The organism is Pseudonocardia sp. Cha107L01 (genome assembly GCF_052566575.1).
Genome location: NZ_CP199579.1, coordinates 3,495,948 through 3,517,526, shown reverse-complemented (window position 1 = coordinate 3,517,526; position 21,579 = coordinate 3,495,948). Strand labels below are relative to the sequence as shown.

Sequence of the window (21,579 nt, the reverse complement as noted above, 5' to 3'; positions counted from 1 at the left end):
GTCTCCGAGCGTGGACAAATCTCCGAAGCAGCCGCGCACTATTGCGTACACGGAACTGCGATGAGCCGTACACTACCGCACCTTCGACTCCGGGCATCCATCGCGGTCCTAATCCTCGTGGCGACCGCGATTCGATCAATCGATGATCATGCTGGCCTGATCCGGACCTGAGCTGAGCGGATTCGAAATCATTCGGCGGCACGCTGGATAGAAGCTCTCGAGCCGAGTGGGACGCCGAGCGAGATCCTATGGCAAACTGCGCACACACCGGGTTCGGTCATTCGGGGATCACCGTCGCCCGTCGACCGGGAAGGATCTCGCCACAGCATGCCGAATCTCGTCGCAACGTTGCGCACCACGGCCCGTGACCATTCGGAACGGACTGCCATCCGGTCCGGGTCGACGGCCATCAGCTTCGGTGAGCTGCTGGCCGCCGCGGGCCGGTTCGGTCAGCGCCTGCGCGCGGACGGCGTCACGGTCGGTGACCGGGTCGCTCTTGCGATGCCGAACATCCCGAGGTTTGCGGTCGCCTACTACGGGACACTGCTCGCCGGCGGTGTGGCGGTTCCACTGAACCCCGCCCATCCGGGTGCCGTCCTCGCGGCGCGGCTCCTCGACGCCAGGCCGCGGCTGCTCGTCGTGGCGCACGGTCCGCCGGCGGCGGTCCTCCGGGCGGCCACCTCCGCCGGTGTCAGGCTGTGCGAGCTCACCGACGCCGCCGAGGGCGCCGAGCAGACCGAAGAGATCGAGGAGATCGACGCCGAACCGGTGCGTGACGACGCCCCGGCGGTGATCGCGTACAAGGCCACCGACCTCGAGGAGACGACAGGCGTCGTCCTCAGCCACCACAATCTCGCGTGGAGCGCCGCGGCGGCCGCCGGAGTGCTGGGATTGACCGCCGGCGACACGCTGGCGACGCACTTCCCGCTCTGCCAGCCGCTCGGGCAGACCTACGGGTTGACGGCCGCGGTGGCGGCAGGCTGCGCACTGGCTCTCCCCACCGTCGACGCCGCGTCGCCGCTGCACGTCGTCGAGTCGAGCCAAGCGACCGTGCTCAGCACCTTCCCCCTACTGATCGGCGCTGCTACCAGCGACAACGCGCCGTCGGTAGCTACTGTCCCCCCGACCTTGCGCACCGTGTTCTGCTCGGGCGGGCGGAACCTTGCCCCCCGGGTGCGCGACCGGCTGGCCACGAGACTCGACTGCGAGGTGCTCGAGGGTTACGGCACCCCTGAGACCTCGGCACTGGGCTGCTCGGTACGTTCCGGCGAAGCGCCGGCTCCCGGCTCGATGGGCCGTGCGGTTCCCGGCGTCGAGCTCGCGGTTGTCGACGGTCGCGGTCGCGAGACCGTCGCCCGCCGGGCCGGTGGGCTGGTGGCCCGGGGGCCCAACGTGATGACCGGCTACTGGGAACGGCCCCGGGACACCGCGCGAGCGTTCAGCAACGGCTGGCTGCTCACCGGCGAGAAGGTCCGCCGGGACGAGGACGGCAACATCTACCTGTTGGACGACGTCTGGTGGACCGACCCGCTGCGCGGCCGCGAGAGCGGCCGCGAAGGTCTGTTCCGCCGTGGGATACGTGGGCTCCGAGGCTGATCGCCGGTACCGCCGAACCGGCCCTGGGCGCCCGCACCCAGGTCGGCGCGGACCTCAGAACAGATAGATACCGAGGATCACGCCGGTTGCAGCCAGTAACCATGCATCGGTCACCAACCGCCACGGCAGTGGCGCGGTCCGCAGCTCCATGAAGTAGCGCATGACAAACCTGATCTTCAGCGCCGCGACCAGGATGATCGCCACCGTCGCCACGGTGGGGGTGAATGCGTCCTTCGCCAGCCACCACGTCGAAGCAACGGTGGCCAGTATCAGGGCGGCCCAGACAATCAGTGCCGGATTACGTAGGTGAACCATTTCCCTACCTCAGCAGGTACAAGAGTGGAAAGAGCATGATCCAGAGCAGGTCGACCATGTGCCAGTAGGTCGCGCCGCATTCGAAGACAGTAGGGCTGTCCGGATCGAAAGTGCGCGCCCGGGCCTTGAACCAGAGAACGAAGAGTACGACATTACCGGCGACGACATGGGCGAGATGGATCCCGGTCATCGTGAAGTAGTACATGTAGAAGTCGTTCGTGAGGAGCGTGATGTTCGCGTTCAGCTTCTCGGTGTACTCGATCGCCTTCGACACCATGAAGGCAACTCCGCAGCAGAACGCGCCGGCGAGGAAATGGGAGGCAACCCGTGCCCGGTTCTTCCGCACCGCGTCGAGGGCCAGCACGACGAGCAGGGAACTGGTCAGCAGGATCAGGGTGTTGACCCCGCCGAAGTTCGGGTTCAGTGCATGCCGCGAGGCCTCGAACAGGGCCGGGTCCTGATGCCGCCCCACCATGAAGCAGGCGAAGAGCACACCGAAGACCGTCATGTCCGCGATGACAAAGACCCAGACCCCCTCCACCCCGGGCAGGTGGCGGGGCCTCCGCTCCAGAACCGCGACCGGGTCAACCTCAGACTCCACACTCATGTGATCTCTCTCCATCAGCAACCCGCCACCGCGGCTCGGGTGGGCGCGACCTCCCACCCGAGCCGCGGCATCCGGGAGGGAGACGCCCCTGGAAGCTCAGCGATCAGGCAAGTGACGCCGTCAGCTGCTCCGGCTCGACCGGGGAGCTCTCGGCCTCTGCCATGCGACGGCGGACGTCGCGGATGAGGAAGGTGCTCGCGGTGATCTCCCAGCACAGCCAGCAGAAGTACGGGAAGTAGTAGCTCATGACGCCGCTCCAGGCGAACGGGCCGGTCTTGAGGACACCGGTCAGGCTCGCCGGGAAGAAGCTGACCGCGCAGAAGATGGTCAGGTAGCAGACCCAGTTGGGCATCAGCGGATTCGCCTTGTTCTTGCGGTCGGACAGCACGGCGAGCGCGAGCGCGATCATCTGGAGGGTCGTGCATGCGTAGCACAGGTCGATGACCAACCAGCCGGTGTCGGTCAGTAGTTGGATCAGTGCCGGGTCACGCTCGGGACGGAAGGCGGCCACCGCCCAGAAGGTCGCGCTGAAGGACACAACCATGACTGTGAGGCCCCCGCCAAGCAGCTGCAGGTTGGCGAGAACGGGGTACGAGCCCTCGATCTTGGCCATCCGGGCGCTGATATAGGAACTCCACGGCATGTAGAGCACCACGGTGATCAGCGAGATGATGAATCCGAGGCGAATCTGACCGGTGTTGTTGGCGTACCGGGCGGCCAGATCGTCGGCACTGAGCGCCGGCGAGGGGTTCGGGATGTTGTGCCCGAGGACGCCCCAAAACAATACAAAGGTGACCAGAAAAGCGGGGCCACACAAGGTAGCTATGAGCTGGAATCTCAAGCTAGTCTTCTGATCCATTGTCGGTCGCTCTCCTCCGGTAGCGCGGACTTTCCCTGTCGATCAACCGAAAACCGGCGGCTGCCGGTCATCCCTGCGTCGTGCGACCCGGTGAGCGCGGCACTCCCGGAAGATCGACCCGAGCCGGTGCCGCATACCCCGGCACGGCCGTGCCGGCGAGTGGTCCCAGGTGACGCGATCCCCACGGTTAGTGACAGTCTCACATCAAGCGATGAATAAATGTAACATCGGCTGAACTGCGACGCAATGCTTCTGTGCGGATCATCTCGGTCGAGAACGGCCCGTACCGCGCCCACCGACCACGGCGCCTCGCTCGATCTTCGTTCGCCGCCGCGCCTGCCCTCGGGCCTCCCTCCCGAACGGCCGCACGCGTCGCCCCGCCGGCCCCCTCACCTGTGCGTGAACGCGATGACGAACTCCATGACCGCCAATCCGAAGAACACCGCGGCGCCACATTGACAACCGATGGCCCCCCGCCGCATGGACTGCTCTTTAGCTTTCTGGGCTCTGGGTGACAAGGTGGAGAGGACCAGCTTGTCGGCGTTACGCCGGCCCCATACACCGATCGCGGACAGGATTGCCGCGAAAATCAGCGCAGTGAATCCCGAGGAAATCATTCGGACCGGCTCCTAGTTGCCGTCTCGCTCCACGTGCGGGTACGGGCCCTTGAACGGCCCGGGCAACGAGCCGGCTCCCGCCTTGGGAATCGGGTTGTAGTACACCGCGCCGAGCGACGTCTTGAGCGGCGACTGCAACGATGCCTCGTTGATGTGGACCATCAGCCGGGCGTAGTGGATGCCCGCCTCGTCCTTGCCCTTGAACACCGCGTTGAAGTTGGCGAAGAACGCGGCCAGGTCCGGCCCGTAGGGCTCCGCGTACCGTGCCATGGGATCGGCGTCGCGGAGGATGTCGACGGCATCCGGGGCGATGTCCCCGACGTCGGATCTCAGGGTGTCGATCTTGTCCAAGGTGTCGGGCAGGCGGTCCAACGTCCCGGACAGCGCCGGAAGCAGGTCACGCAGGTCCTTCGTCGTGGGCCTGAGCCTCACCATGGCGGTGTTCAGCTCAGGGGAAGCCTCCCGCAGACCCGCCGCGACGGGGGCGAGATTGCCCGACAGCTCGGAGAGCTTCCCCGACGCCGTCTGGGCCGTCCGCAGGACCGAGGGGAGCAACCGCATGCTGCTCTCCAGCGACTCGTGCTGACCGGCGACGGCGTTGGTGATCTGCTGCGCGTTGGACACGAGTGTGGCGATCTGCCCCTGCTGCGTGTCCAGTGCCCTCATCAGCGTCTCGGTGTTCCTACCCAGCGCGCGCAGGTCGCTGGTTTGGGCCACGAGCGCGTCGAGTGCGGTGCGCCCCTGTCCGCCGAGGCCGCCCAGGCCGGTGGCGGTCAGGTTGACGTTGGCCTGGGTGCCCTGTGTCGCCGCGCCGACGGACCTGATCATGCTGCCCAGCGCCACCCGCGTCGGGGGGTTCAGGTCCCGGATGACGTCGTCCAGCTGGGTGCTCAGCACTGCCGCGCTGTCCGGGAGCGTGGCCCCGTCCGGGTATGCCGGACCGGTGCCGTCGACAACGTCCAGGTAGGTGTCACCGATCAGCGACTTGTTGCCGACGGTGACCTTCACACCCTGGTGCAGCGGGGCAACGCCCTTGAGATCGATGGCGAAGTCGACCAGGACGCCGTCCGAGAGCTGCTTCACGGTGCGCACCTCGCCGATGACCACACCCGCCATGCGGATCTTGCTCGCGGGTACGAGGTTGTCGACATCGCGGATCTTGACGATCGAGACGTACCCCTTGCTCTCCAGGAGCGGCACGCGGGTCGCGGTGCCCTGGAGGAACCAGAGGAAGATCCCGGCGCAGAGGACGAAGAAGCACAGCACGATCGACAGCGCCTTGAGCCGGCCGGCAGGGAGGCTCTTCATCGGTTGATCCCCTTGGTCCCGTCCCGAGGGCCGGGGGCGAACCCGCCGGCATTTCCTGGGAGTACGCCCGCGCAGTCGGGCACCCGGCACACGAAGTGGCCTCGGATGATGTCCTTCTGGGGGCCGTCGCCGGCTCCGAACACCGACCTCGTGTTGTAGACGAACGCCTGGATGTTGCTCATGTAGGTCACCAGGGTCTGGCTGTCCTTGGTCAGGCTCCTGCTCACCGGGACGAGGTCGTCGAACGCCGGCTCCGCGTCGTCGACGAAGGGGCGGAGGTCCGCGATCACGGGCTTGGCCTCCGCAACGAACGGCTTCGCGGACTTCACCGTCCTGTCGAGGTCGTCGACGGTGTCCTCGAACCGGTCGAGCGACTTCGGTAGTTCCTTGGAGGCGTTGCCGAGATTGTCGACCGTGGCGTTGACCTGTGTCGTGAGCGGCTGGACCTTGTCCATCGCGGAGCGGAGCGAGTCGTTGAGCCCCGGCAGCTGGTCGAGGCTGTCCCGCAGGTCGTTGTCGTTGTCGCCCAGAACCGACAACGTCTGTTGGGTGGAGTCGATGAGCTGAGCGACGCGCACGTCGTTCCTCCCCAGAGCTTGCGAGATCCTGGCCAGGCTCGTCACCAGGGTGGCGATCTTCTGCCGCCTGGTGTCGAGGGACTGCATCACCGGCCGGATGCTGTCCAGCGTCGCCTGGGTGGCTCGCAGCCCGCCCGGCAGCTGGTCGGGCGCACGGACCAGAGCCGCGTCGGACTGCACCAGAAGGCTGGTGACCGCCGCCTGCGTCTTGACATCCAGGTTGTCGAGAATCTCGTCGACCTGGATGGGGCGGTCGGTCTGGGTCTCCGGGATCAGGCCGTCCTCGGCCAGCGGCGCCGCCGGCGGCCCACCCGGGTTGATCTCGACGGTCATGTCGTTGAGCACGTTCTTGGGCCGCAGGATGGCCCGCGCGTTCTGGTAGACCTTTTTCGTGCCGTCGATGTTGAGATCGAGAATTGCGGTGCCGTGGTCGCTGACCTCCCAGCCGGAGATCTGGCCGACGATCACACCGGCCATCGTGACCTTCTGCGAGCTGTCCGGGTTCACCCCCGGGACCCGGGCGAACTCCACGTGAACGTGCTGCCGGTTCTGCCAGGGGAACGCCGTGGTCATCTTCGGGTACATGACGCCCAGCGACACCATGGCCCCGACGATCAGCACGGTCACCGCCAGTACGTCGCGGCCAAGGCCGGGAACAGTTCGGATCCGCTCCCAGGTCTTTCTCATGGACGTGTTCATCGCGGAAGTCCTAGGGGTAGGGAGTTGGAGGCGTTCCCCTCCAGCGGCAGCGGGTTGGTCGGCACCACGGGCAGCGGCTTCGAGTTGCTGATCCCGGAGGGCAACGGGCCCGGCTTCGCACCCGGGCGGTCCGCCTGCGGCCCCGGCGGCCCACCGAGGCCCAGTGCCTCGAGGTACTCCTCCAGCGTCTTCGGGAACGCGGCACCGCCCACGGACTGGGCACCGCCGCCGGCGGCCAGTCGCCCCTGCGCACCGTTCCCGTCGTGGGTCTGCCAGGCGAGCGCGCCGTTCACGCCGAGGTAGCCGAGCTCCTCGTAGAACTTGTTGGGGCTGCCGCCGCCCTTGTAGACACCGGTGCCCTGCCAGGAGTTGAGCACCATGTCAGCGATCGGGCCCTTGACCCGGTCGAGCACCGGCCCCTGGATGTTGTCCAGCACGTCCGTCGCGCTGTCGGCGGTCGGGTTGAGCTGGTCCACCATCGGTCGCGCGTCCTCCAGCACGTCGCGGAGGTCGCTCACCACCGGCCGGGCCCGGTCGAGCACCGGGTCGGCCTTGTCCAGCAGCGAGCCGAGTTGGCGCGCCGTCGGCCGCAGCGAGTCCGACGTCGTGGTCAGTCGGTGCAGGGTCCCCCGAAGGTCGCTCAGCCCGGCGCGGGTGGCCCGGAGCGTCTCGGGTGAGGTCCGCACGGAGTCCGCGAACGGGCGGCTCCCGGCGGCGAGCGCCCCGGTGCTCCGTCGCAGGTCCTGGAACAGGTAGCCCAGCTGGCCCTCGTTCTTGAGCATGCCCGCCGCGGTGTTCCGCAGGCCCGACACCACCTCGGTGAGGTCGTTGTCCGGCCGCGTACCGCGGAATGCGGCGAGCACCTCACCGGCCGGCGCCAGCGTCGAAGGGGCGTCCGCCAACAGGTCCCTGATGGCGGCGCTACCGCCCTGCTTCAGTGTCGCGTCGAACTGGCCGATGGTGCCCGGAACCGCCTTCAGGGCATCGGGGGTGAAGGCCGTCAACACGTCGCCCAGCTCGACCGGGGTCTTCGACCGGTCCAGCGGGATGAGCGTGTCGTTGAAACGACCGGTGCCGCCGGGGATCAGCTCGACGTAGTAGGTGCCACCGAGCAGCGTCGTCGCGGTGATCGCCGCAGCCGGGGCCTCGCCCAGCTTGTCGAGGGTTCCGCTGTCCAGCTTCATGGAGACCATGGCCGTGTCGCGGTCTGTCGGTTCCGAGGAGGTCACCGTGCCGACCACGACGTCCGCGATCTTGACCTTGCTCTGGTACGACTGCAGCTTGTAGCCGTGCGGGAACTCGGCCTTGATCGTGTTGCCGAAGCTCAGGTTCGTGATGAGGAAGTCCTTCTCGAAGACCACCACACCGAACAGGAGCACCCCGATCAGGGCGATCAGCCCGACCTTGAGTGGCGAAGCGCCCCGCGCCCGTCTCCGGACCCCGCGGGAAACCTTCTTGAGCCTGTTCATCGTCCACCTCCGGAGCCCAAGGCGGGCAGGATGCCGGCCGGCACCACGTTGTGCGACTGGTCCTTGTCGGCCTGACCGGGCTTCGGGTACTCGTCGCGGGGGTACGGCATGGACTTGAAGACACCGCCGGTGCCTTCCTGCGCCGCGAGTACCACGTCCAGTCGCGCGTACCGGATGTTCGGCGCCGGTCCCTCCGACACGAAGCTGTGGCCGCGGAAAAAGAACTGGCCGATGTCCGGGCCGTAGGGCGCCAGGGCGTCCAGCGGTGTCTCCAGGTGGTTCAGCAGGTCCGCGACCTTGGGAGCGAGGGGGCGCAGGTCGGAGAAGGTGTCGGTCAGGTCCTCCACTGCCGGCTTCGCCTGGTCCGCGACGTCGGGAACCTTGCCCAGCACCGGGACGCTCTCCCGGAACGTGCCGCGCAGATCCGGAACCGTCTGGCCGAGGTCGCCGGCGCCGGGCCTGATCGTCTCCATCGTGGTCCGCAGGTCTGCCAGCGGCGACCGGAGCGAGACCAGCGCGCCCCTCAGCTCCCGCAGCGTCGGTGGGGCCGTCCGCAGGGTGTCCTCCAGTGGCTTGCCCTGGTCCACACCGAGGGCGGCCATCGTGGTGCCGGCCGTGTCCATCAGGGAACGCAGCTGCGCCTGCCGGTCGTCGAGGCGACTCGACAACTGGTCCACACTGTCCATCAGGCCGGGCAGGTCGAAGTCCTTGGACGCGAGTGTGTTCGACGTCAGGGCCAGGTCCTGCAGCAATGCCGGGGCGCTGCCGACGAACCCGTTCAGATCCTGGCCGTGGCCCGCCAGGCCCAGACCGACCTGGCGGACGGTGCTGGTCGCCGCGGCGCGGGTGACCGGATCCAGGACCTCGAGCACATCCTGCAGGTCCGACGAGTCGATGTCCTGTTTCGCCGGGACGGGCTCGCCGTCGGGCAGCGGGCCGGCGTCCGGGGTCCCCGGGTCCAGGTTCACGTACTTCAGGGCCAGCGGGGAGACGCTCAGCACCTCCGCGCTGGCGTTCCGGTAGATGGCCGGCGTCCCACTGATCAGCTCACCGGTGACGATGGCTTCGCCGTCGATGTAGTCGATCGACGAGACCCGCCCGATGCGGCTGCTGTAGACGCGCAGATCGTCGTTGACCTGCAGCGTATGCACGTCGTGGAAGGCCATCTTCACGGTTCTCACCGGCAGGAAGTGGCCGGACTGAGCCTGCGCGGTCACCAGCATCGCCACCGCGACTACGGCCAGGACCAGGACTCCCGCGAGGCCTGACCGTACGTCTTTACGGGCATCGGGCTTAGCCATTACTTCCCTCCGAGCATCTGGCCCACCATGGCGCCTTCTTGCGCCTGGGAGAGCCCAGTTGCGCTGCCGCTCGGACCGCGGGGAGCGTCCTTGCCTGCGCTGGTGTCGCCGCCGTGGCGACCGGGTAGATCCGGGCGCGGAGGCGCGGGCACCGGTAGGCCCCCGAGGGGGTTCGCTCCGTGCAGCGGACCGACCGGGCCCATGAGTCCCTGGCCCAGGGACTGAGGGGACTCCGGGACGATGGCTTTGAAGTAGTGGCTGACAGCGTCGTAGTCGGACGTCGCCAGCGACCAGCCCTTCATGAACTCCATCAGCTGGGTGAGGTTGTCGCCCAGCACGTTGGGGCTCAGCTCGTTGGCCGCGCTCGCCACGCCGCGCAGCCCGCCGCCGCCGTCCCGGAGGTCGCTCGCCACCGGAGCGGCCTCCTTCAGCATCTCCGCGCCCCGGTCGAGGACCGGCGGCAATGAACCCAACGCCGGGTCCGCCGCGTCGGAGAACTTCCGCAGCTCGGAGCTGATGTCGCGGACCTGGTCGGTCACCGGCCGCAGCTCGCGGAGGGTGTCGGTCGCCGGGTCGGCCACGCCGGCGAGCTGCGCCAACCGTTCCCGCGCCTGCACCAGGGTCCCGGGCAGCTCACGCAGAGTCTGCGCGGTCGCCTCCCGCTGGTTCGCCACCGCGGCCAGCGTGGTCGTGGTCGTGTCCACCAACCTGTCCAGCTCGGCGCCCTGGTTCCCCTCGAGCGCACCGGCTACCGGCTGCAGGTGGTCGATGAGGTTGTCCAACAGCTGGTTGTGCTCGTTGAGCACCTTCGACAGTCCCTGGACCTGCTGCATCGACGGCGCGAGCCGTTCGATCGCGGCCGCCGCCTCCTTGCCGTGGCCGTCGACACCCTCGCCGAGGGAGCTGAGCATCAGCCCGAGTGCCTTGCCCGTCGGGTCGTCGACCGAGTTCACCACGTCGGCGACATCGACGCGGGTCCGTGTCTGAGCCAGCGGGATGACGTAGGGCTCTTGCATCAACGGTGCGCTGGCGTCGCCGTTGTCGATCTCGACGTACTTCTCGCCGAGCAGGTTGTTGGCCGTGATGCTCGCCGTCGCGTCCCGGTGCAGCGGGATCCGGTCCTTGAGCTTGATCACGACCTGTGCCTTGCCGTCGACCAGGTTGACCGCGTCCACCTCGCCGACTTGGACCCCGGAGAAACGCACGTAGTTGCCCGCGACGATCGGCATCGCGTCGGCGAAGACCGCGGTGATCGTGTTGGCGTTCTCCTCACTCGAGGATGAGCACCCGGAAATCGGCGCCGCGACGACTGCGGCGAGGCACATGTACGCGCGCCACCTCATCATCAGTTCTCCTTGCTTCCAGATGCGTCGGTCCACGGCTGACCGACAGCCGCACCTGGCTGAGGTGTCTTGGACGGATTGCTCGTGGGCGGGTTGACCGGGTACTCGTCGAGCGAGTTGGCACCGGCCTCGGCCAGCGTCGCCGCCCAGAAGTGCCCCTGTGCGTCGTAGCCCGAGAAGCCCTGCCCGAAGTTCTGCAGCCACCCGACGAGCTCCGGGGTGTACGGCCGCAGGAACGCGACGGCCGGCGAGTAGCGCTGCGCGATCTGGGCGATCGGCGGCAGCACATCATGCGTCCGGTCGAGCAGGTCCGGGGTCTTGCCGAGCAGGTCGTCCAGCGAGTGCAGGGTCGGACGCAGGTCAGCCATCGCGGGCCGCAGATTGTCCAGGACCCCGTTCAGGTTGCGCGAGAACGAGGGCAGTCGCCTGGCCGCCGGCTCGAGATCTTTCAACAACGGGTCCGTCGCGTCCACAGCGCTCGGCACGTCCCCGAGAGTGTCCTGCGCGACCTGCAGCGTCGGAGGGAGCTCCTTGAGGGCCTCGGTGATCTTTGCCTGCTGAGCCGCCACCGGACCGGACAGGGTGGTGAGGTTCTGCACGGACGCGGCGATGTCGCTCTGATGCTCGGTCGCGATCTGCGTGACCTGATTCAGCTGGGATACCAGATCCTTGATCGACTGCCCGTCCCGGCCCAGTCCCTGGAGCACCCCGCCGAGCGCATTTATTGCCGGGCCCGCAGTATCCAGTGTCGCCCGCAGTTGGTCCTCCCGGCCCGCCACGGTCCCACTCAGGTCATTGACCAGCGAGTCGAGTTTGACGCGGGTGGGCGGGTCGAGCGCGGCGAGAACCTGGTCGACCTCCGCCTGCTTGGTCGCCTTCGGTGCGTACAGATCACCGCTGAGGATGGCCGCGTTCTGCGCCGGGCCAGGCGTCAGGTACATCACGCGCTCGCCGACCGCCGAATACCATTCAACCCACGAGGTCGTGCCCTCTCGCAGCGGGGCGAACCTCTTGTCGATGCTCGCGTCGACGACGGCTTTCCCATCTTGAACGGAAATGTCCTCGACAGAGCCGGCGGGTAGACCGTTCACCCAGACCGGCGAGCCTTCCACCAGCTGCGCCGCCGACGGAATCACCAGCTTCACGTGATAGCCGCTGTTCAGCGTCACCACCGCAAAGAGTCCGAGCCCGACAACCGCGACTACCGCGGCTAGCGTGCCGAGAGAACGACGTTGTTTCATCATTCAGACCATTCCCAGATAGTCAGCTGGCCCGCCACCGAGTAGCCGGACACCTTGTCCGGACAATTCGGGCGCGCTTCTCGATGAGCGATATTCTCAGTTTGCGATGGGAGCTCGAGGAAGATGACTGAAGAACAACTGCTGAGCAATCACACCGATGATCCCGATAATGATCAGATTCACCACCATGGACTTAGCGGTGTTGTTACCAACACCCACCGGACCACCACTCGCGGTGAACCCGTAGTAACACCCGACAAAAATGATCCCGACACCGATCAACATCGCGCAACCGATCGCCGAGAAAAAGTCCGGCTTCGTCATGAACGTCCAGAACACCGTCTCATAGCCACCCGGCGATACGCTGTGAAAGAAGTACACACTGAAGATATGACTGGTCAGGAACATCAGCCCGAAGGCCACGAACAACCAGAACGGCATCACAAACAAGATCGCCAGAATCCGGGTCGTGACCAGGTACGCCACCGAGTTGATCCCCATCACCTCGAGGGCATCAATCTCGTCACTGATACGCATCGAGCCCAGCTCAGCCACCAACCCGCAACCGACCTTGGCGGCCAACGCCCAACCGAACAACGACGGATGCGCCGAGTACTCACCGGTCGAGGTGAAGATCGACGTGTAGTCCGCCGCACCCAGCTGCCGCAGGATGTAATGCCCCTCGAGCGAACCCTCCGCGGCCAGCGTCATCATCAAGATCCAGATGACCACCGAACTGGACAGCACCAGAATCCCGGCCTGCCGGACGACCTCGGACAGGTAATACCGCAGCGTGAACGGCACCAACCCCAAGGCCTTACCGGTCAAAATCATCGCCCCGCCGAAGTCGCGAACCAACTGACGGCGCTCAGGATCGACCGGACGACCCGCCACACCAGGCTCCACACCACCCGACTCATCAACGCGAGCATCAGTCTCCGACATACCAACCCCTACCGATTCGCCATCATCTCGGGACGCACATCAAGCACACGACACTGCGGTTCGGCAATCTTCTGTCGCCAGCAATCCGAACCCGATGCTTCTCAAGCAAGGCCTTCGAGCCTCTGTCTCATTAAACGACAATGTCTGCATCAGGTGACGCAGATCTGTAACACTCACCCGTTTGCGCACCGCGTTCTTCGCGGCTACTCAGAGTAATTCCTGCAGTTCTCGCCGGCACTAGGGCGAGTTAGAAAAAGCCCTGATAATCAGCACGCCTAAGCGGGAATTCATCGGGACAGTCGCGCGGCACCGGAACTCTCAGCCCGGAATTCCGACTGCCCCGCGCTTCCCGCCGGGTCCATCTATCCCCTACCGATTCACCATCATCTCGGGACTCAGCCCGAGGGTCACTGCATTGACGCAGAAGTTGATGATGAAGACCGCGATGAAGCAGATCACCACGGATTGGTTCACCGCCCTGCCGACGCCCTCGGGCCCACCGCTGGTGGCCAGCCCTTTCTGGGCGCAGACGATTCCGATGAACAGGCCGGTCAGCAGAGTCTTGACCACAACGCCGACGAGCTCAGCGGTCGTCATGATCGCCAGGAAGTTGGCCATGAACGTGCCGACCGAGGTGTTGTTCAGAACACTTGCCGCTACCAGGCCGGCGCCCAGCCCGATCAGGAGTCCGACGATGACCAGGCCGAGAGCCAGGAACGTGATCGAGACGACCCGCGGCAGGACGATCGAGCGGACCACGTTGATGCCGAGGACCTCGAGCGCGTCGAGCTCCTCACGGACCCGCCGTGCTCCCAGGTCCGCGGTCAAGGCGGTACCCAGTACCCCGGCGACGGCCATCCCCGTACAGAACGGCGCGATCTCCCGCGCGATGGCCATCACCAGGTAGGTACTCACCCGGCTCTGCGCACCGACCAATGTGACGAGGGCGTACGCGTAGTTCGACATGACCAGCACGAACCCGCCGATTGCGACCACCGACGGCATCCACGCGTACCGGAGCATCGAGTACATCTCCTCGATGACGTCGCCCCAGTAGCCGACCGGCTGACGAACGCCCGACGACACGACCTTCGCGAGCAGTTGGCCCAGCTGGCCGATCTGGATCAAGACCCGACGCAGCGGCCCGGGGACCCGAGCGAACACATCGGCCGAACGGTCCCACAGATCCTGATCACGTCTCGGGATCGCGTACTCGCTCCCCTGCGAGACAGGCCCAGCGCTGGTCGACACGAAATCACGCCTTCCTCGACAGCACGTACCGGCGCCGTTCACGAAACATCAGCTACAGCGCCGCTCGGTTACTCCGCGTCGACGGACGCATCCTGTCCGTGACGGCGCTCACGGTATGGAGGGGAGACGCACAACACAGCACCCCGAGGGGGAAGATGGCTCCCCCGCTGGGGGTAAGTCCTACCGGACCGCCTTCGGTGGATCTGCTCGGCACGTCGGTTGACCGCGTGATCCACCGCTGTCGGACCTGGTCAGCGAGGCACGTCCGCGCACAGTGAAGCCGGTCCCCCTGGAGCGGAGAGTCAGAGTGGTCCGCTAGGCGCGGTGTATCCCCCAGGGCCGAACCAAACACCCCCACGGAGAGGTGAGCGGCGTGCCCGGCGGATGTACCGTTCCAAACCCGGCAAAGACGTTGTCACGACCCGCGCGATCACGTCAGCACAGGATCCGTTCCCCGAGGCTTGATACACCTGGAGCACAGTTGGACACCAACACAGCAACCGGCGGCCGGGTGAGCACGATCGACGTGCCGGCGCACAGCATGGAGGTGCGCAACCTGCACAAGTCCTTCGGTAGCGCCTCGATCCTGTCGGGTCTGGATCTGATGTTCCAGGACGATGCGATCACCACGATCCTGGGTCCTTCGGGTACCGGTAAGAGTGTGTTGATCAAGCATCTGGTGGGGTTGTTGGAGCCGGACGACGGCGAGGTGTTGATCTTCGGTCGGGATCTGTGGCAGATCTCCGAGAAGGAGCGCTACGAGCTGCGGACGCGGATGGGGGTGCTGTTCCAGGACGGGGCGTTGTTCGGGTCGTTGAACGTCTATGACAACACGGCGTTCCCGTTGCGCAAGCACACCGACAAGTCCGAGGACGAGATCCGCGAGATCGTGATGAAGCGGCTCACCGAGGTGGGGTTGGAGAAGTCGTGGGCGAAGCTGCCCAACGAGGTCTCCGGTGGTATGCGCAAGCGCGCGGGGTTCGCCCGTGCGTTGGTGATGGACCCCTCGATCGTGTTCTTCGACGAGCCGGACTCGGGTCTGGACCCGGTGCGGACGAGCCTGTTGAACGACCTGATTCTGGATATGCACGCCGAGCACAAGGGCACGTATCTGTTGGTGACGCACGACATCCGGACCGCGCGCAAGGTCAGCGACTACGTCGGGCTGATCTGGAAGGGCAAGGTCGTGCACTACGGCGAGGCCGAGGAAGCGTTCGCCTCCGAGGACCCGTTCGTCCGCCAGTTCCTCTCCGGCGAGTCCGCCGGACCACTCGGCATGGACTGAGCACTCGCCGTACCGAAGACTCGCTCCCTGAACTGACGAGCGCATCGGGGTTTGTCGACCAGCCGACGTGGACTTCGAGTCCGCGTCGGCTGGGCTCGCGAGCCCGGACGCATGGCGACGAGCTCAGGACCGCTGTGGCCGGACTCAGCTGGCTCCATCGCCGATGGATTGGGCCGACCCGGGATTCGCCGGGCGGTGCCGGCATCCGGTCCACCGGCCACCTGACCGAGCTCACCCAGCGGGCCAGTGTGGTCGGATGACCATGTGAGCAACACGAGCCGAGCAACGTAACGCCGATGTCAATACTGTCGTTGACAACATGAGCGGAATGTAGTCAAATCAAGGCCGGTGCGGCTGCGGCACACACCGAACAGCCCTTGGGAGTTCCCGTGACATCCCCGACGACGCGGACCCTCGACACGAACCTCCCTGCCGACATCACCAGTTTCATCGGCCGTCGCCAGGAGGTGGCGGATGCCCGCCGCCTGCTCGCCTCCAGCCGGCTCGTCACCCTCACCGGCGCGGGCGGCGTCGGCAAAACACGGCTGGCCCTGCGCGTCGCCAGCGACCTCACCAAGAGCTATCCCGACGGCGGCGTCTGGTGGGTCGAGCTGGCCAACACGCACGGCCACGAGGCCGTCCCGCACGCGGTCGCCGACGTGATGGGCCTGCGCGACAAGCCCGACGTGCCACTGCCCGAGGCGCTGGTCGAGCACCTGGCCGGGCGGCAGGTACTGCTGGTGCTGGACAACTGCGAGCACCTGATCGAGGCGTGCAGCGCGCTCATCCACGACCTGCTCCGCCGTTGCGCGCAGCTCCACGTGCTGACCACCAGCAGGGAGCCGCTGGGCATCACCGGCGAGTTCATCCTGCCGGTACCACCGCTGTCGTTCCCGGACGCGGACAGCGAGACCGCACCGGACGCGCTGACTGGATTCGACTCGGTGAACCTGTTCGTCGAACGGGCCACCGCCGGCTGCCCGACATTCCGGCTCACCCGGGAGAACGCACCGGCCGTCGTGCGCATCTGCCAAGAGATGGACGGGATCCCGCTTGCCATCGAACTGGCCGCGGTCCGGGTCCGGTCGCTGCCGCTGGACTCCATCCTGCGCCGCCTCAAGGACCACTCCTCGCTCACCGACGGCGCAACCCGGAACCTGCCACACCACCACCGCACACTGCGCGCCTCCGTCGAGTGGAGCCATGAGCTGTGCTCGCCGCCGGAGCGGACCATGTGGGCCAGGCTGTCCGTCTTCGCCGGTGGGTTCGACCTGGACGCGGCCACCGCCATCTGCGCCGGCTCCGGCATGTCGATCGGGCAGACCACCGACGCTATCGCCTCACTGGTCGACAAGTCGATCCTGCTGCGCGAGGACACCGCCGGGCGGGTCCGCTACCGCATGCTCGAGATCCTGCGCGAGTTCGGCCAGGAGAAGCTCACCGAGGCCGGCGAGCTCGTCGAGCTGCACCTACGGCACCGGGACTGGTACCTGGCGCTGACCGAGCACTCCTACGCCTGCTGGCTGGGGGCCGAGCAACCGGCCATCGTCACCCGCCTGCGCGACGACTACCGCAACCTGCTGGCCGCCTTCACCACCTCCCAGGGCTCCCCCGAGGGCGCCGACGCGGCGCTGATGATGGCGTCGGCCCTGGAGCACTACTGGCTGATCCGGGGGTGGCAGACCGAGGGCCGGCACTGGCTGGACGCCGCGCTCAAACAGGGCACCGAGCCGACCCTGCACCGCTGTCGAGCACTGCGGGTGAACGCCTACCTGACCGCGTTGCAGGGCGCGTCCGGCGGCCGGCCGATGATCTCCGAGGCCCGCTCGATCGCCGAGGAACTGGACGACCGGGTCGAGCTCGGCTACGTGGCGATGGTCGGCGGCATGCTGGAGATGTCCGACGCGCAGCTGCCCGAGGCACGTGCCCTGTTCGAACAGTCGCTCGAGGTGTTCCAGCGCGAGCAGGACAACCTCGGTGAGGCCTACACCCTGGTCATGCTGGTCGCGCTGGCCGCGGCGCTGGGCGACAACGCCCTCGCCGAGCTCTGCCACGCGCGCTGCATGGCACTGACCGAACCCCGCCACGAGATGCACCTGCGCGGATTCTCCCTCTGGGGCTGCGGGCTGGCCGCGCTCCGTGCCGGCGACACCGCACGGGCCATCGAGCTCGAACGGGCAGCACTGCAGCTCAAGTGCGGCCTGGAGGACCAACTGGGCACCACGCTGGCCATGGAGGTGCTCGCCTGGATCGAGGTGGCGGAGGGCCGCGACGAACGCGCCGCGACGCTGCTGGGCGCCACCGAGCGGCTGTGGTCGCCGATGCGCATGACGGTCAGCTCCATCCTCGACTTCGGCCGGTTCCGCGAGGAGTACGAGCACCAGCTTGCCTCCCGGATGAACGGCCGCGCGTTCGAGGCGGCGTTCCGGCGCGGCATCCGGATGTCGCTCGGTCAGGCCTTGCCCTTCGCGCTCGGTGAGGACCCGACGGACGAGCCGAGCCCGCTGACCCCGCGCGAGCGGGAGGTCGCCGCGCTGGTGGCCAAGGGCCTGACCAACCGGCGCATCGCCCTCGAGCTCACCGTGTCGCAGCGGACCGTCGAGGGCCACGTCGAGAAGATCATGACGAAGCTCGGGTTCACCAGCCGCACCCAGATCGCGGCGTGGGCGGCGCAGCGCGGCACGTCCTGACCCGTGCCGGCGACAAGATCGGCCCGCTTGCTGTTCCAGCCCGCGACACCACCGGCGATTGCGGGCGCGAACCGCTCCTAACATCCGAGGCAGCGGCCCGGTGCGGTCGGCCGGAGCGGAGGAGCACAGCATGGCCTTTTTCCGCGATTCCGGCGAGGTGTGCGCGTATATCGGGCAGATGTTCGAGCTGTTCGTCGAGGAGTTCGGGGCCGAGGCGGCGCTCAAGGACAGCGGCCTGGTGGTACGGCTCGGCCACACCGCCCCGGACTGCGTGATCGTGGTGGACTTCCCGAACCGGAAGGTGTTCTACAACGCCGCCGCCGACTCGGCCACCACGCCGAATGTGGACATGCTGATGAACAGCGACGACGCCCACCTGTTCTGGCTGGGCAAGCTGAACTTCCCGAACGCGATGGCCCGCCGGCAGGTCCGCATGAGCGGCTCGACGGCGAAGGCGATGAAGCTGTTGCCGCTGACCGAACCGCTGTCCACCATCTACCGGGCGCTGCTCGCGGAGGCCGGTCGCGACGACCTCATCACCGCGAGCTGATCCGCCGCCCGCGACGTTCAGAAGACGAACAGGCCCAGCCCGCCGTCCACCGCGAAGTCCTGCCCGGTGGTGAACGACGCGCCGGCCGACGCCAGGAAGGCCACCATCGCGGCCACCTCCTCGGGCCGCCCGGCGCGCTTCATCGCGGTCGCCCGCTCCACCCGCTCGCGCACGTCGGGGCGGATCCTGTCGTAGGCAGGCGTCCGGATGATCCCGGGCAGCACAGCATTGGCGGTGATGCCCAGCCGTGCCCCCTCCAGCGCGGTCGCCCTGGTCAGCCCGAGCACGGCGGCCTTGGCGGCGGCGTACCCCGCGTGGCCGAGGTCGCCCATCCGGCCGGCGATCGAGGAGATGTTGACGATCCGGCCCCAGCGTTGCTCGCGCATCGCGGGCAGGCAGGCCCGGGTCCAGTAGAACGGGGCGCTCGCGTTGATGGCCAGCTCGGCGTCCCACAGCTCGTCCGGCAGCTCGGTCAGCCACGCGGACTTGTCCGTGATCCCGGCGTTGTTGACCAGCACCAGCGGGTTGCCGAACCCAGTCAGCTCGGCAACCGCGGCCCGCACCGCCGCGGGGTCGGCCACGTCAGCGACCAGCGGGTACACCTGCCCGGCCGGCGATGCCGCGCACAGCTCAGCCAGCCGGCCGGCGTCGAGGTCGACCGCAACGACCGGCAGCCCGGTGGCCAACAGCGCACTGGTGATCGCCACGCCGAGCCCGCCGGCGGCCCCGGTGACGACCGCGACGGCGCCGTCCGGGCGGGTCTGTTCGGGCAGTTCCATCGTCAGTGGCCTCACAGGATAATGCTGATCTTGCCCTGCGCGTCCAGGGTGTCCTGGTCGAGGATTGCCTTGCGGTGCCGGATGAGCAGCCCGCCGCCGGTGCGTCGCAACACGTACTCATAGCGGCCGACGAAGGACACCTGCACGCCGCGGCGGACCCGGATCACCTGGAAGTTGGCGCCCACCATGACCTCCTCCTCGGTGCTGCCGAGCAGCCGGACATTGGTCAGCAGCCGCCGGGTGCGCGAGTGCGGGAACTCGGCGTGTGCGGTGGGCTTCTTCAACCGGATCACCCGCTGCTCGAGCATCGGGCGGCCGTCGTGGATCAGCGCGAACGTGCGGGCCGGGTCGCCGTCCGGCAGGTCGGTCGCCGGCACCTCGTAGACGCAGTCCAGGGTGAACAGGTCCAGCCACTCCTCCAGCCGCCACTCGTCGAGCAGCGCCGCCTCCCGGTAGAGGAAGTCCTCCACCTCGATGCGGGCCAGCACATCGGCGGGCACGGTCACCATGTCCGGCGCGCTCATCGGGCACCGCCCGCGTTCGAGACGCGGTAGGAGGCGTCGTACGGGCTGCCCTCGCGCACCGCGTGGCCGCCGGTCAGCTGGGCGTTCCACTGCCGCCAGAAGGTCCGCATCTGCAGCTCGTCGACGACGGTGGGCTCCTCGGTGTTCATGCCCCGCGAGATGTCCGACCAGCCCACCTCGTTGATCGCGGAGAACCCGCTCTGACACTGCTCAAGGCCTTCGACGTCGTCCGGGGTGGCCAGCCCGGCCGGTCCCCAGAAGGTCAGCGCGTTGTCGATCCGGTACGGCTTGACCGGGTCGGCGACGTCGCGCGGCATCAGCTGCCAGCCGGTGATCTCTGTGCGGTCCGGCGCGACCGGGTACATGGTGCGGATCTGGATGCCGAAGTTCAGGTCGATGATGGCCAGGCTGGGGAAGATGATGGTGTTGCGGGTGGTGTTGAGCATCTGGGTGGCGTGCGCCTCGCCGAACCGCTCGACCATGTCCCGACGCCGCGCCCGGGTGGCCTCGAGCACCTCGTCGTTCATGATCGGCATGCCCAGCTCGGGGCTCTCCGCCACCGCGTGCCCGTTGCCGAGGTCGACGCCCCGGCCGGGCCCGCCCTTCGCACCGGGCATCGGCGGCGTCACCCCGAGGTTCATCATCATCTCGAAGTACGTCTGGTGCACGGTCATCCCGTGGTAGCCGTCGCAGCTGTTCTCCATGAGCAGCTTCCAGTTCGCGCGCATGGAGTAGTTGTGGGTGCCGGCGACGATCTCCATGCCGTCCGAGGACTGGTCCGCGATCAGGTCGAGCAGGTACCGGGCGTCGGCGAGGTACTCCTCGAGCTCGGGGGTCCGGTCGCTGAAGGTGGCGAACACGAAGCCCCGGTAGGACGCGCACCTCGGCTGGTGCAGCGGCAGCTCGGTCCGGTCGAAGCCGGGGCCGTAGGAGTCGCCGCCGGGTACGCTGACCAGGGAGCCCGCGTTGTCGTAGGCCCAGCCGTGGTAGAAGCAGGTGAAGATCTTCTTCTTGCCGGTCCGCTCCCGGCACACCTCGGCGCCCCGGTGCCGGCAGGTGTTCAGCAGCACCCTCGGTTGTCCCTTGCGGTCCCGGACGAAGATCATCGACCGGCCGCCGACCCGGCGGGTGTGGAAATCGTTCGGCTCCGGGATCTCCGACTCGTGGCCGACGTAGAGCCAGGTCCGGTCGAAGATCAGCTCACGTTCCAGGCGGAGCACCTCGTCGGACACGAACGCCTGGCGGTGGACCCGGAACAGACCGCGGTCGCGGTCGTCGAGGATGAACGGTCGGTGCAGGGTCACGACAGCTCCAGTTTGTGGTGGGGGTCGGCGGTAGTCGTGCCGTGCGCGGTCTCGTGCGCCGTGCCGTGCGCTGTGCGGTGGGCCGTGTCCCCGGCGAGGACCTGGCGTCCGACGCGGCGGACGACGATCGTGGCCGGGCCGGTCAGCGACCAGACGGCCCCGTCGTCGTCCGGCTCGGCGGGCACCACCTCGACCGAGGTGAACCGGCGTCCGCTCAGGTCGTGCAGGTCGATCGTCACGTTCACCACGCACCCGTCGGCCTCGATGTGCAGCAGTCGATGGGTACCGGGCGAGCGGTGCTCGACGATCCTCATCGGG

General features: G+C 67.4%; 20 protein-coding genes. 4 read left to right on the top strand and 16 right to left on the bottom strand.

Annotated features, from left to right (window positions below):
* Window positions 1-327: 327 nt before the first annotated feature.
* Window positions 328-1,596 carry a class I adenylate-forming enzyme family protein gene (locus ACTXG6_RS16655; protein ID WP_445188714.1) on the top strand — a complete coding sequence of 423 codons (1,269 nt, stop codon included), beginning with the start codon at window positions 328-330 and terminating at the stop codon, window positions 1,594-1,596.
* A gap of 54 nt (window positions 1,597-1,650) precedes the next feature.
* Here the strand turns inward: ACTXG6_RS16655 and ACTXG6_RS16650 are convergent, their stop codons facing one another.
* The 12 genes from ACTXG6_RS16650 to ACTXG6_RS16595 form a co-directional block, all read right to left on the bottom strand.
* Entirely contained in the window at window positions 1,651-1,911 is a 261-nt protein-coding gene (locus ACTXG6_RS16650; protein ID WP_445188713.1) for a cytochrome C oxidase subunit IV family protein, read from the bottom strand.
* A 4-nt stretch (window positions 1,912-1,915) separates the two neighbouring features.
* Window positions 1,916-2,518 carry a cytochrome c oxidase subunit 3 gene (locus tag ACTXG6_RS16645; RefSeq protein WP_445188712.1) on the bottom strand — a complete coding sequence of 201 codons (603 nt, stop codon included), beginning with the start codon at window positions 2,516-2,518 and terminating at the stop codon, window positions 1,916-1,918.
* A gap of 103 nt (window positions 2,519-2,621) precedes the next feature.
* Window positions 2,622-3,359 (bottom strand): hypothetical protein, encoded by a 738-nt coding sequence (locus ACTXG6_RS16640; RefSeq protein WP_445188711.1) that lies wholly within the window; start codon window positions 3,357-3,359, stop codon window positions 2,622-2,624.
* Window positions 3,360-3,766: 407 nt separating this feature from the next.
* Entirely contained in the window at window positions 3,767-3,994 is a 228-nt protein-coding gene (locus ACTXG6_RS16635) for a hypothetical protein (protein WP_445188710.1), read from the bottom strand.
* Window positions 3,995-4,006: 12 nt separating this feature from the next.
* Complete coding sequence (locus ACTXG6_RS16630; protein ID WP_445188709.1) at window positions 4,007-5,302, bottom strand: MlaD family protein; 1,296 nt, start codon at window positions 5,300-5,302, stop codon at window positions 4,007-4,009.
* Entirely contained in the window at window positions 5,299-6,567 is a 1,269-nt protein-coding gene (locus tag ACTXG6_RS16625) for an MlaD family protein (RefSeq protein ID WP_445188708.1), read from the bottom strand. Before ACTXG6_RS16625 ends, ACTXG6_RS16630 begins: the two co-directional genes overlap by 4 nt.
* A gap of 8 nt (window positions 6,568-6,575) precedes the next feature.
* Window positions 6,576-8,048 carry an MlaD family protein gene (locus ACTXG6_RS16620; RefSeq protein ID WP_445188707.1) on the bottom strand — a complete coding sequence of 491 codons (1,473 nt, stop codon included), beginning with the start codon at window positions 8,046-8,048 and terminating at the stop codon, window positions 6,576-6,578.
* Window positions 8,045-9,349, bottom strand: a complete 1,305-nt coding sequence (locus ACTXG6_RS16615; RefSeq protein WP_445188706.1) for an MlaD family protein — start codon at window positions 9,347-9,349, stop codon at window positions 8,045-8,047. The genes ACTXG6_RS16620 and ACTXG6_RS16615 overlap by 4 nt, the downstream gene beginning before the upstream one ends.
* Window positions 9,349-10,695 (bottom strand): MlaD family protein, encoded by a 1,347-nt coding sequence (locus tag ACTXG6_RS16610; protein WP_445188705.1) that lies wholly within the window; start codon window positions 10,693-10,695, stop codon window positions 9,349-9,351. Before ACTXG6_RS16610 ends, ACTXG6_RS16615 begins: the two co-directional genes overlap by 1 nt.
* Window positions 10,695-11,933 (bottom strand): MlaD family protein, encoded by a 1,239-nt coding sequence (locus ACTXG6_RS16605; protein ID WP_445188704.1) that lies wholly within the window; start codon window positions 11,931-11,933, stop codon window positions 10,695-10,697. The genes ACTXG6_RS16610 and ACTXG6_RS16605 overlap by 1 nt, the downstream gene beginning before the upstream one ends.
* Before the next feature lie 96 nt (window positions 11,934-12,029).
* Window positions 12,030-12,878 carry an ABC transporter permease gene (locus ACTXG6_RS16600; RefSeq protein ID WP_445188703.1) on the bottom strand — a complete coding sequence of 283 codons (849 nt, stop codon included), beginning with the start codon at window positions 12,876-12,878 and terminating at the stop codon, window positions 12,030-12,032.
* Between the two features lie 369 nt (window positions 12,879-13,247).
* A complete protein-coding gene (locus tag ACTXG6_RS16595) occupies window positions 13,248-14,006 on the bottom strand; it encodes an MlaE family ABC transporter permease (RefSeq protein ID WP_445188702.1) in 759 nt (252 codons plus the stop codon).
* A 664-nt stretch (window positions 14,007-14,670) separates the two neighbouring features.
* Here ACTXG6_RS16595 and ACTXG6_RS16590 point away from each other — a divergent pair.
* From ACTXG6_RS16590 to ACTXG6_RS16580, 3 genes are all read left to right on the top strand, one after another.
* A complete protein-coding gene (locus ACTXG6_RS16590; protein ID WP_445190027.1) occupies window positions 14,671-15,414 on the top strand; it encodes an ABC transporter ATP-binding protein in 744 nt (247 codons plus the stop codon).
* A 389-nt stretch (window positions 15,415-15,803) separates the two neighbouring features.
* Window positions 15,804-18,104 carry an ATP-binding protein gene (locus ACTXG6_RS16585; protein ID WP_445188701.1) on the top strand — a complete coding sequence of 767 codons (2,301 nt, stop codon included), beginning with the start codon at window positions 15,804-15,806 and terminating at the stop codon, window positions 18,102-18,104.
* A gap of 130 nt (window positions 18,105-18,234) precedes the next feature.
* Window positions 18,235-18,654, top strand: a complete 420-nt coding sequence (locus ACTXG6_RS16580) for an SCP2 sterol-binding domain-containing protein (protein WP_445188700.1) — start codon at window positions 18,235-18,237, stop codon at window positions 18,652-18,654.
* Between the two features lie 17 nt (window positions 18,655-18,671).
* Here the strand turns inward: ACTXG6_RS16580 and ACTXG6_RS16575 are convergent, their stop codons facing one another.
* The 4 genes from ACTXG6_RS16575 to ACTXG6_RS16560 are packed head-to-tail and all read right to left on the bottom strand — an operon-like array spanning window position 18,672 to window position 21,575.
* A complete protein-coding gene (locus tag ACTXG6_RS16575) occupies window positions 18,672-19,448 on the bottom strand; it encodes an SDR family oxidoreductase (protein ID WP_445188699.1) in 777 nt (258 codons plus the stop codon).
* A complete protein-coding gene (locus tag ACTXG6_RS16570; protein ID WP_445188698.1) occupies window positions 19,445-19,957 on the bottom strand; it encodes an aromatic-ring-hydroxylating dioxygenase subunit beta in 513 nt (170 codons plus the stop codon). The genes ACTXG6_RS16575 and ACTXG6_RS16570 overlap by 4 nt, the downstream gene beginning before the upstream one ends.
* The gene (locus tag ACTXG6_RS16565; protein ID WP_445188697.1) at window positions 19,954-21,261 is read right to left on the bottom strand and encodes an aromatic ring-hydroxylating oxygenase subunit alpha; all 1,308 of its coding nucleotides are present in this window, start codon (window positions 21,259-21,261) and stop codon (window positions 19,954-19,956) included. The genes ACTXG6_RS16570 and ACTXG6_RS16565 overlap by 4 nt, the downstream gene beginning before the upstream one ends.
* Window positions 21,258-21,575 carry a hypothetical protein gene (locus ACTXG6_RS16560; protein ID WP_445188696.1) on the bottom strand — a complete coding sequence of 106 codons (318 nt, stop codon included), beginning with the start codon at window positions 21,573-21,575 and terminating at the stop codon, window positions 21,258-21,260. Before ACTXG6_RS16560 ends, ACTXG6_RS16565 begins: the two co-directional genes overlap by 4 nt.
* Window positions 21,576-21,579: the final 4 nt, after the last annotated feature.

Excerpts from the sequence above, each read along its gene's own strand:
- ACTXG6_RS16655 (WP_445188714.1), top strand. The coding sequence starts at position 328 with ATGCCGAATCTCGTCGCAACGTTGCGCACCACGGCCCGTGACCATTCG.
- ACTXG6_RS16650 (WP_445188713.1), bottom strand. The coding sequence starts at position 1,911 with ATGGTTCACCTACGTAATCCGGCACTGATTGTCTGGGCCGCCCTGATA.
- ACTXG6_RS16645 (WP_445188712.1), bottom strand. The coding sequence starts at position 2,518 with ATGAGTGTGGAGTCTGAGGTTGACCCGGTCGCGGTTCTGGAGCGGAGG.
- ACTXG6_RS16635 (WP_445188710.1), bottom strand. The coding sequence starts at position 3,994 with ATGATTTCCTCGGGATTCACTGCGCTGATTTTCGCGGCAATCCTGTCC.
- ACTXG6_RS16630 (WP_445188709.1), bottom strand. The coding sequence starts at position 5,302 with ATGAAGAGCCTCCCTGCCGGCCGGCTCAAGGCGCTGTCGATCGTGCTG.
- ACTXG6_RS16625 (WP_445188708.1), bottom strand. The coding sequence starts at position 6,567 with ATGAGAAAGACCTGGGAGCGGATCCGAACTGTTCCCGGCCTTGGCCGC.
- ACTXG6_RS16620 (WP_445188707.1), bottom strand. The coding sequence starts at position 8,048 with ATGAACAGGCTCAAGAAGGTTTCCCGCGGGGTCCGGAGACGGGCGCGG.
- ACTXG6_RS16615 (WP_445188706.1), bottom strand. The coding sequence starts at position 9,349 with ATGGCTAAGCCCGATGCCCGTAAAGACGTACGGTCAGGCCTCGCGGGA.
- ACTXG6_RS16610 (WP_445188705.1), bottom strand. The coding sequence starts at position 10,695 with ATGATGAGGTGGCGCGCGTACATGTGCCTCGCCGCAGTCGTCGCGGCG.
- ACTXG6_RS16605 (WP_445188704.1), bottom strand. The coding sequence starts at position 11,933 with ATGAAACAACGTCGTTCTCTCGGCACGCTAGCCGCGGTAGTCGCGGTT.
- ACTXG6_RS16600 (WP_445188703.1), bottom strand. The coding sequence starts at position 12,878 with ATGTCGGAGACTGATGCTCGCGTTGATGAGTCGGGTGGTGTGGAGCCT.
- ACTXG6_RS16590 (WP_445190027.1), top strand. The coding sequence starts at position 14,671 with ATGGAGGTGCGCAACCTGCACAAGTCCTTCGGTAGCGCCTCGATCCTG.
- ACTXG6_RS16580 (WP_445188700.1), top strand. The coding sequence starts at position 18,235 with ATGGCCTTTTTCCGCGATTCCGGCGAGGTGTGCGCGTATATCGGGCAG.
- ACTXG6_RS16570 (WP_445188698.1), bottom strand. The coding sequence starts at position 19,957 with ATGAGCGCGCCGGACATGGTGACCGTGCCCGCCGATGTGCTGGCCCGC.
- ACTXG6_RS16560 (WP_445188696.1), bottom strand. The coding sequence starts at position 21,575 with ATGAGGATCGTCGAGCACCGCTCGCCCGGTACCCATCGACTGCTGCAC.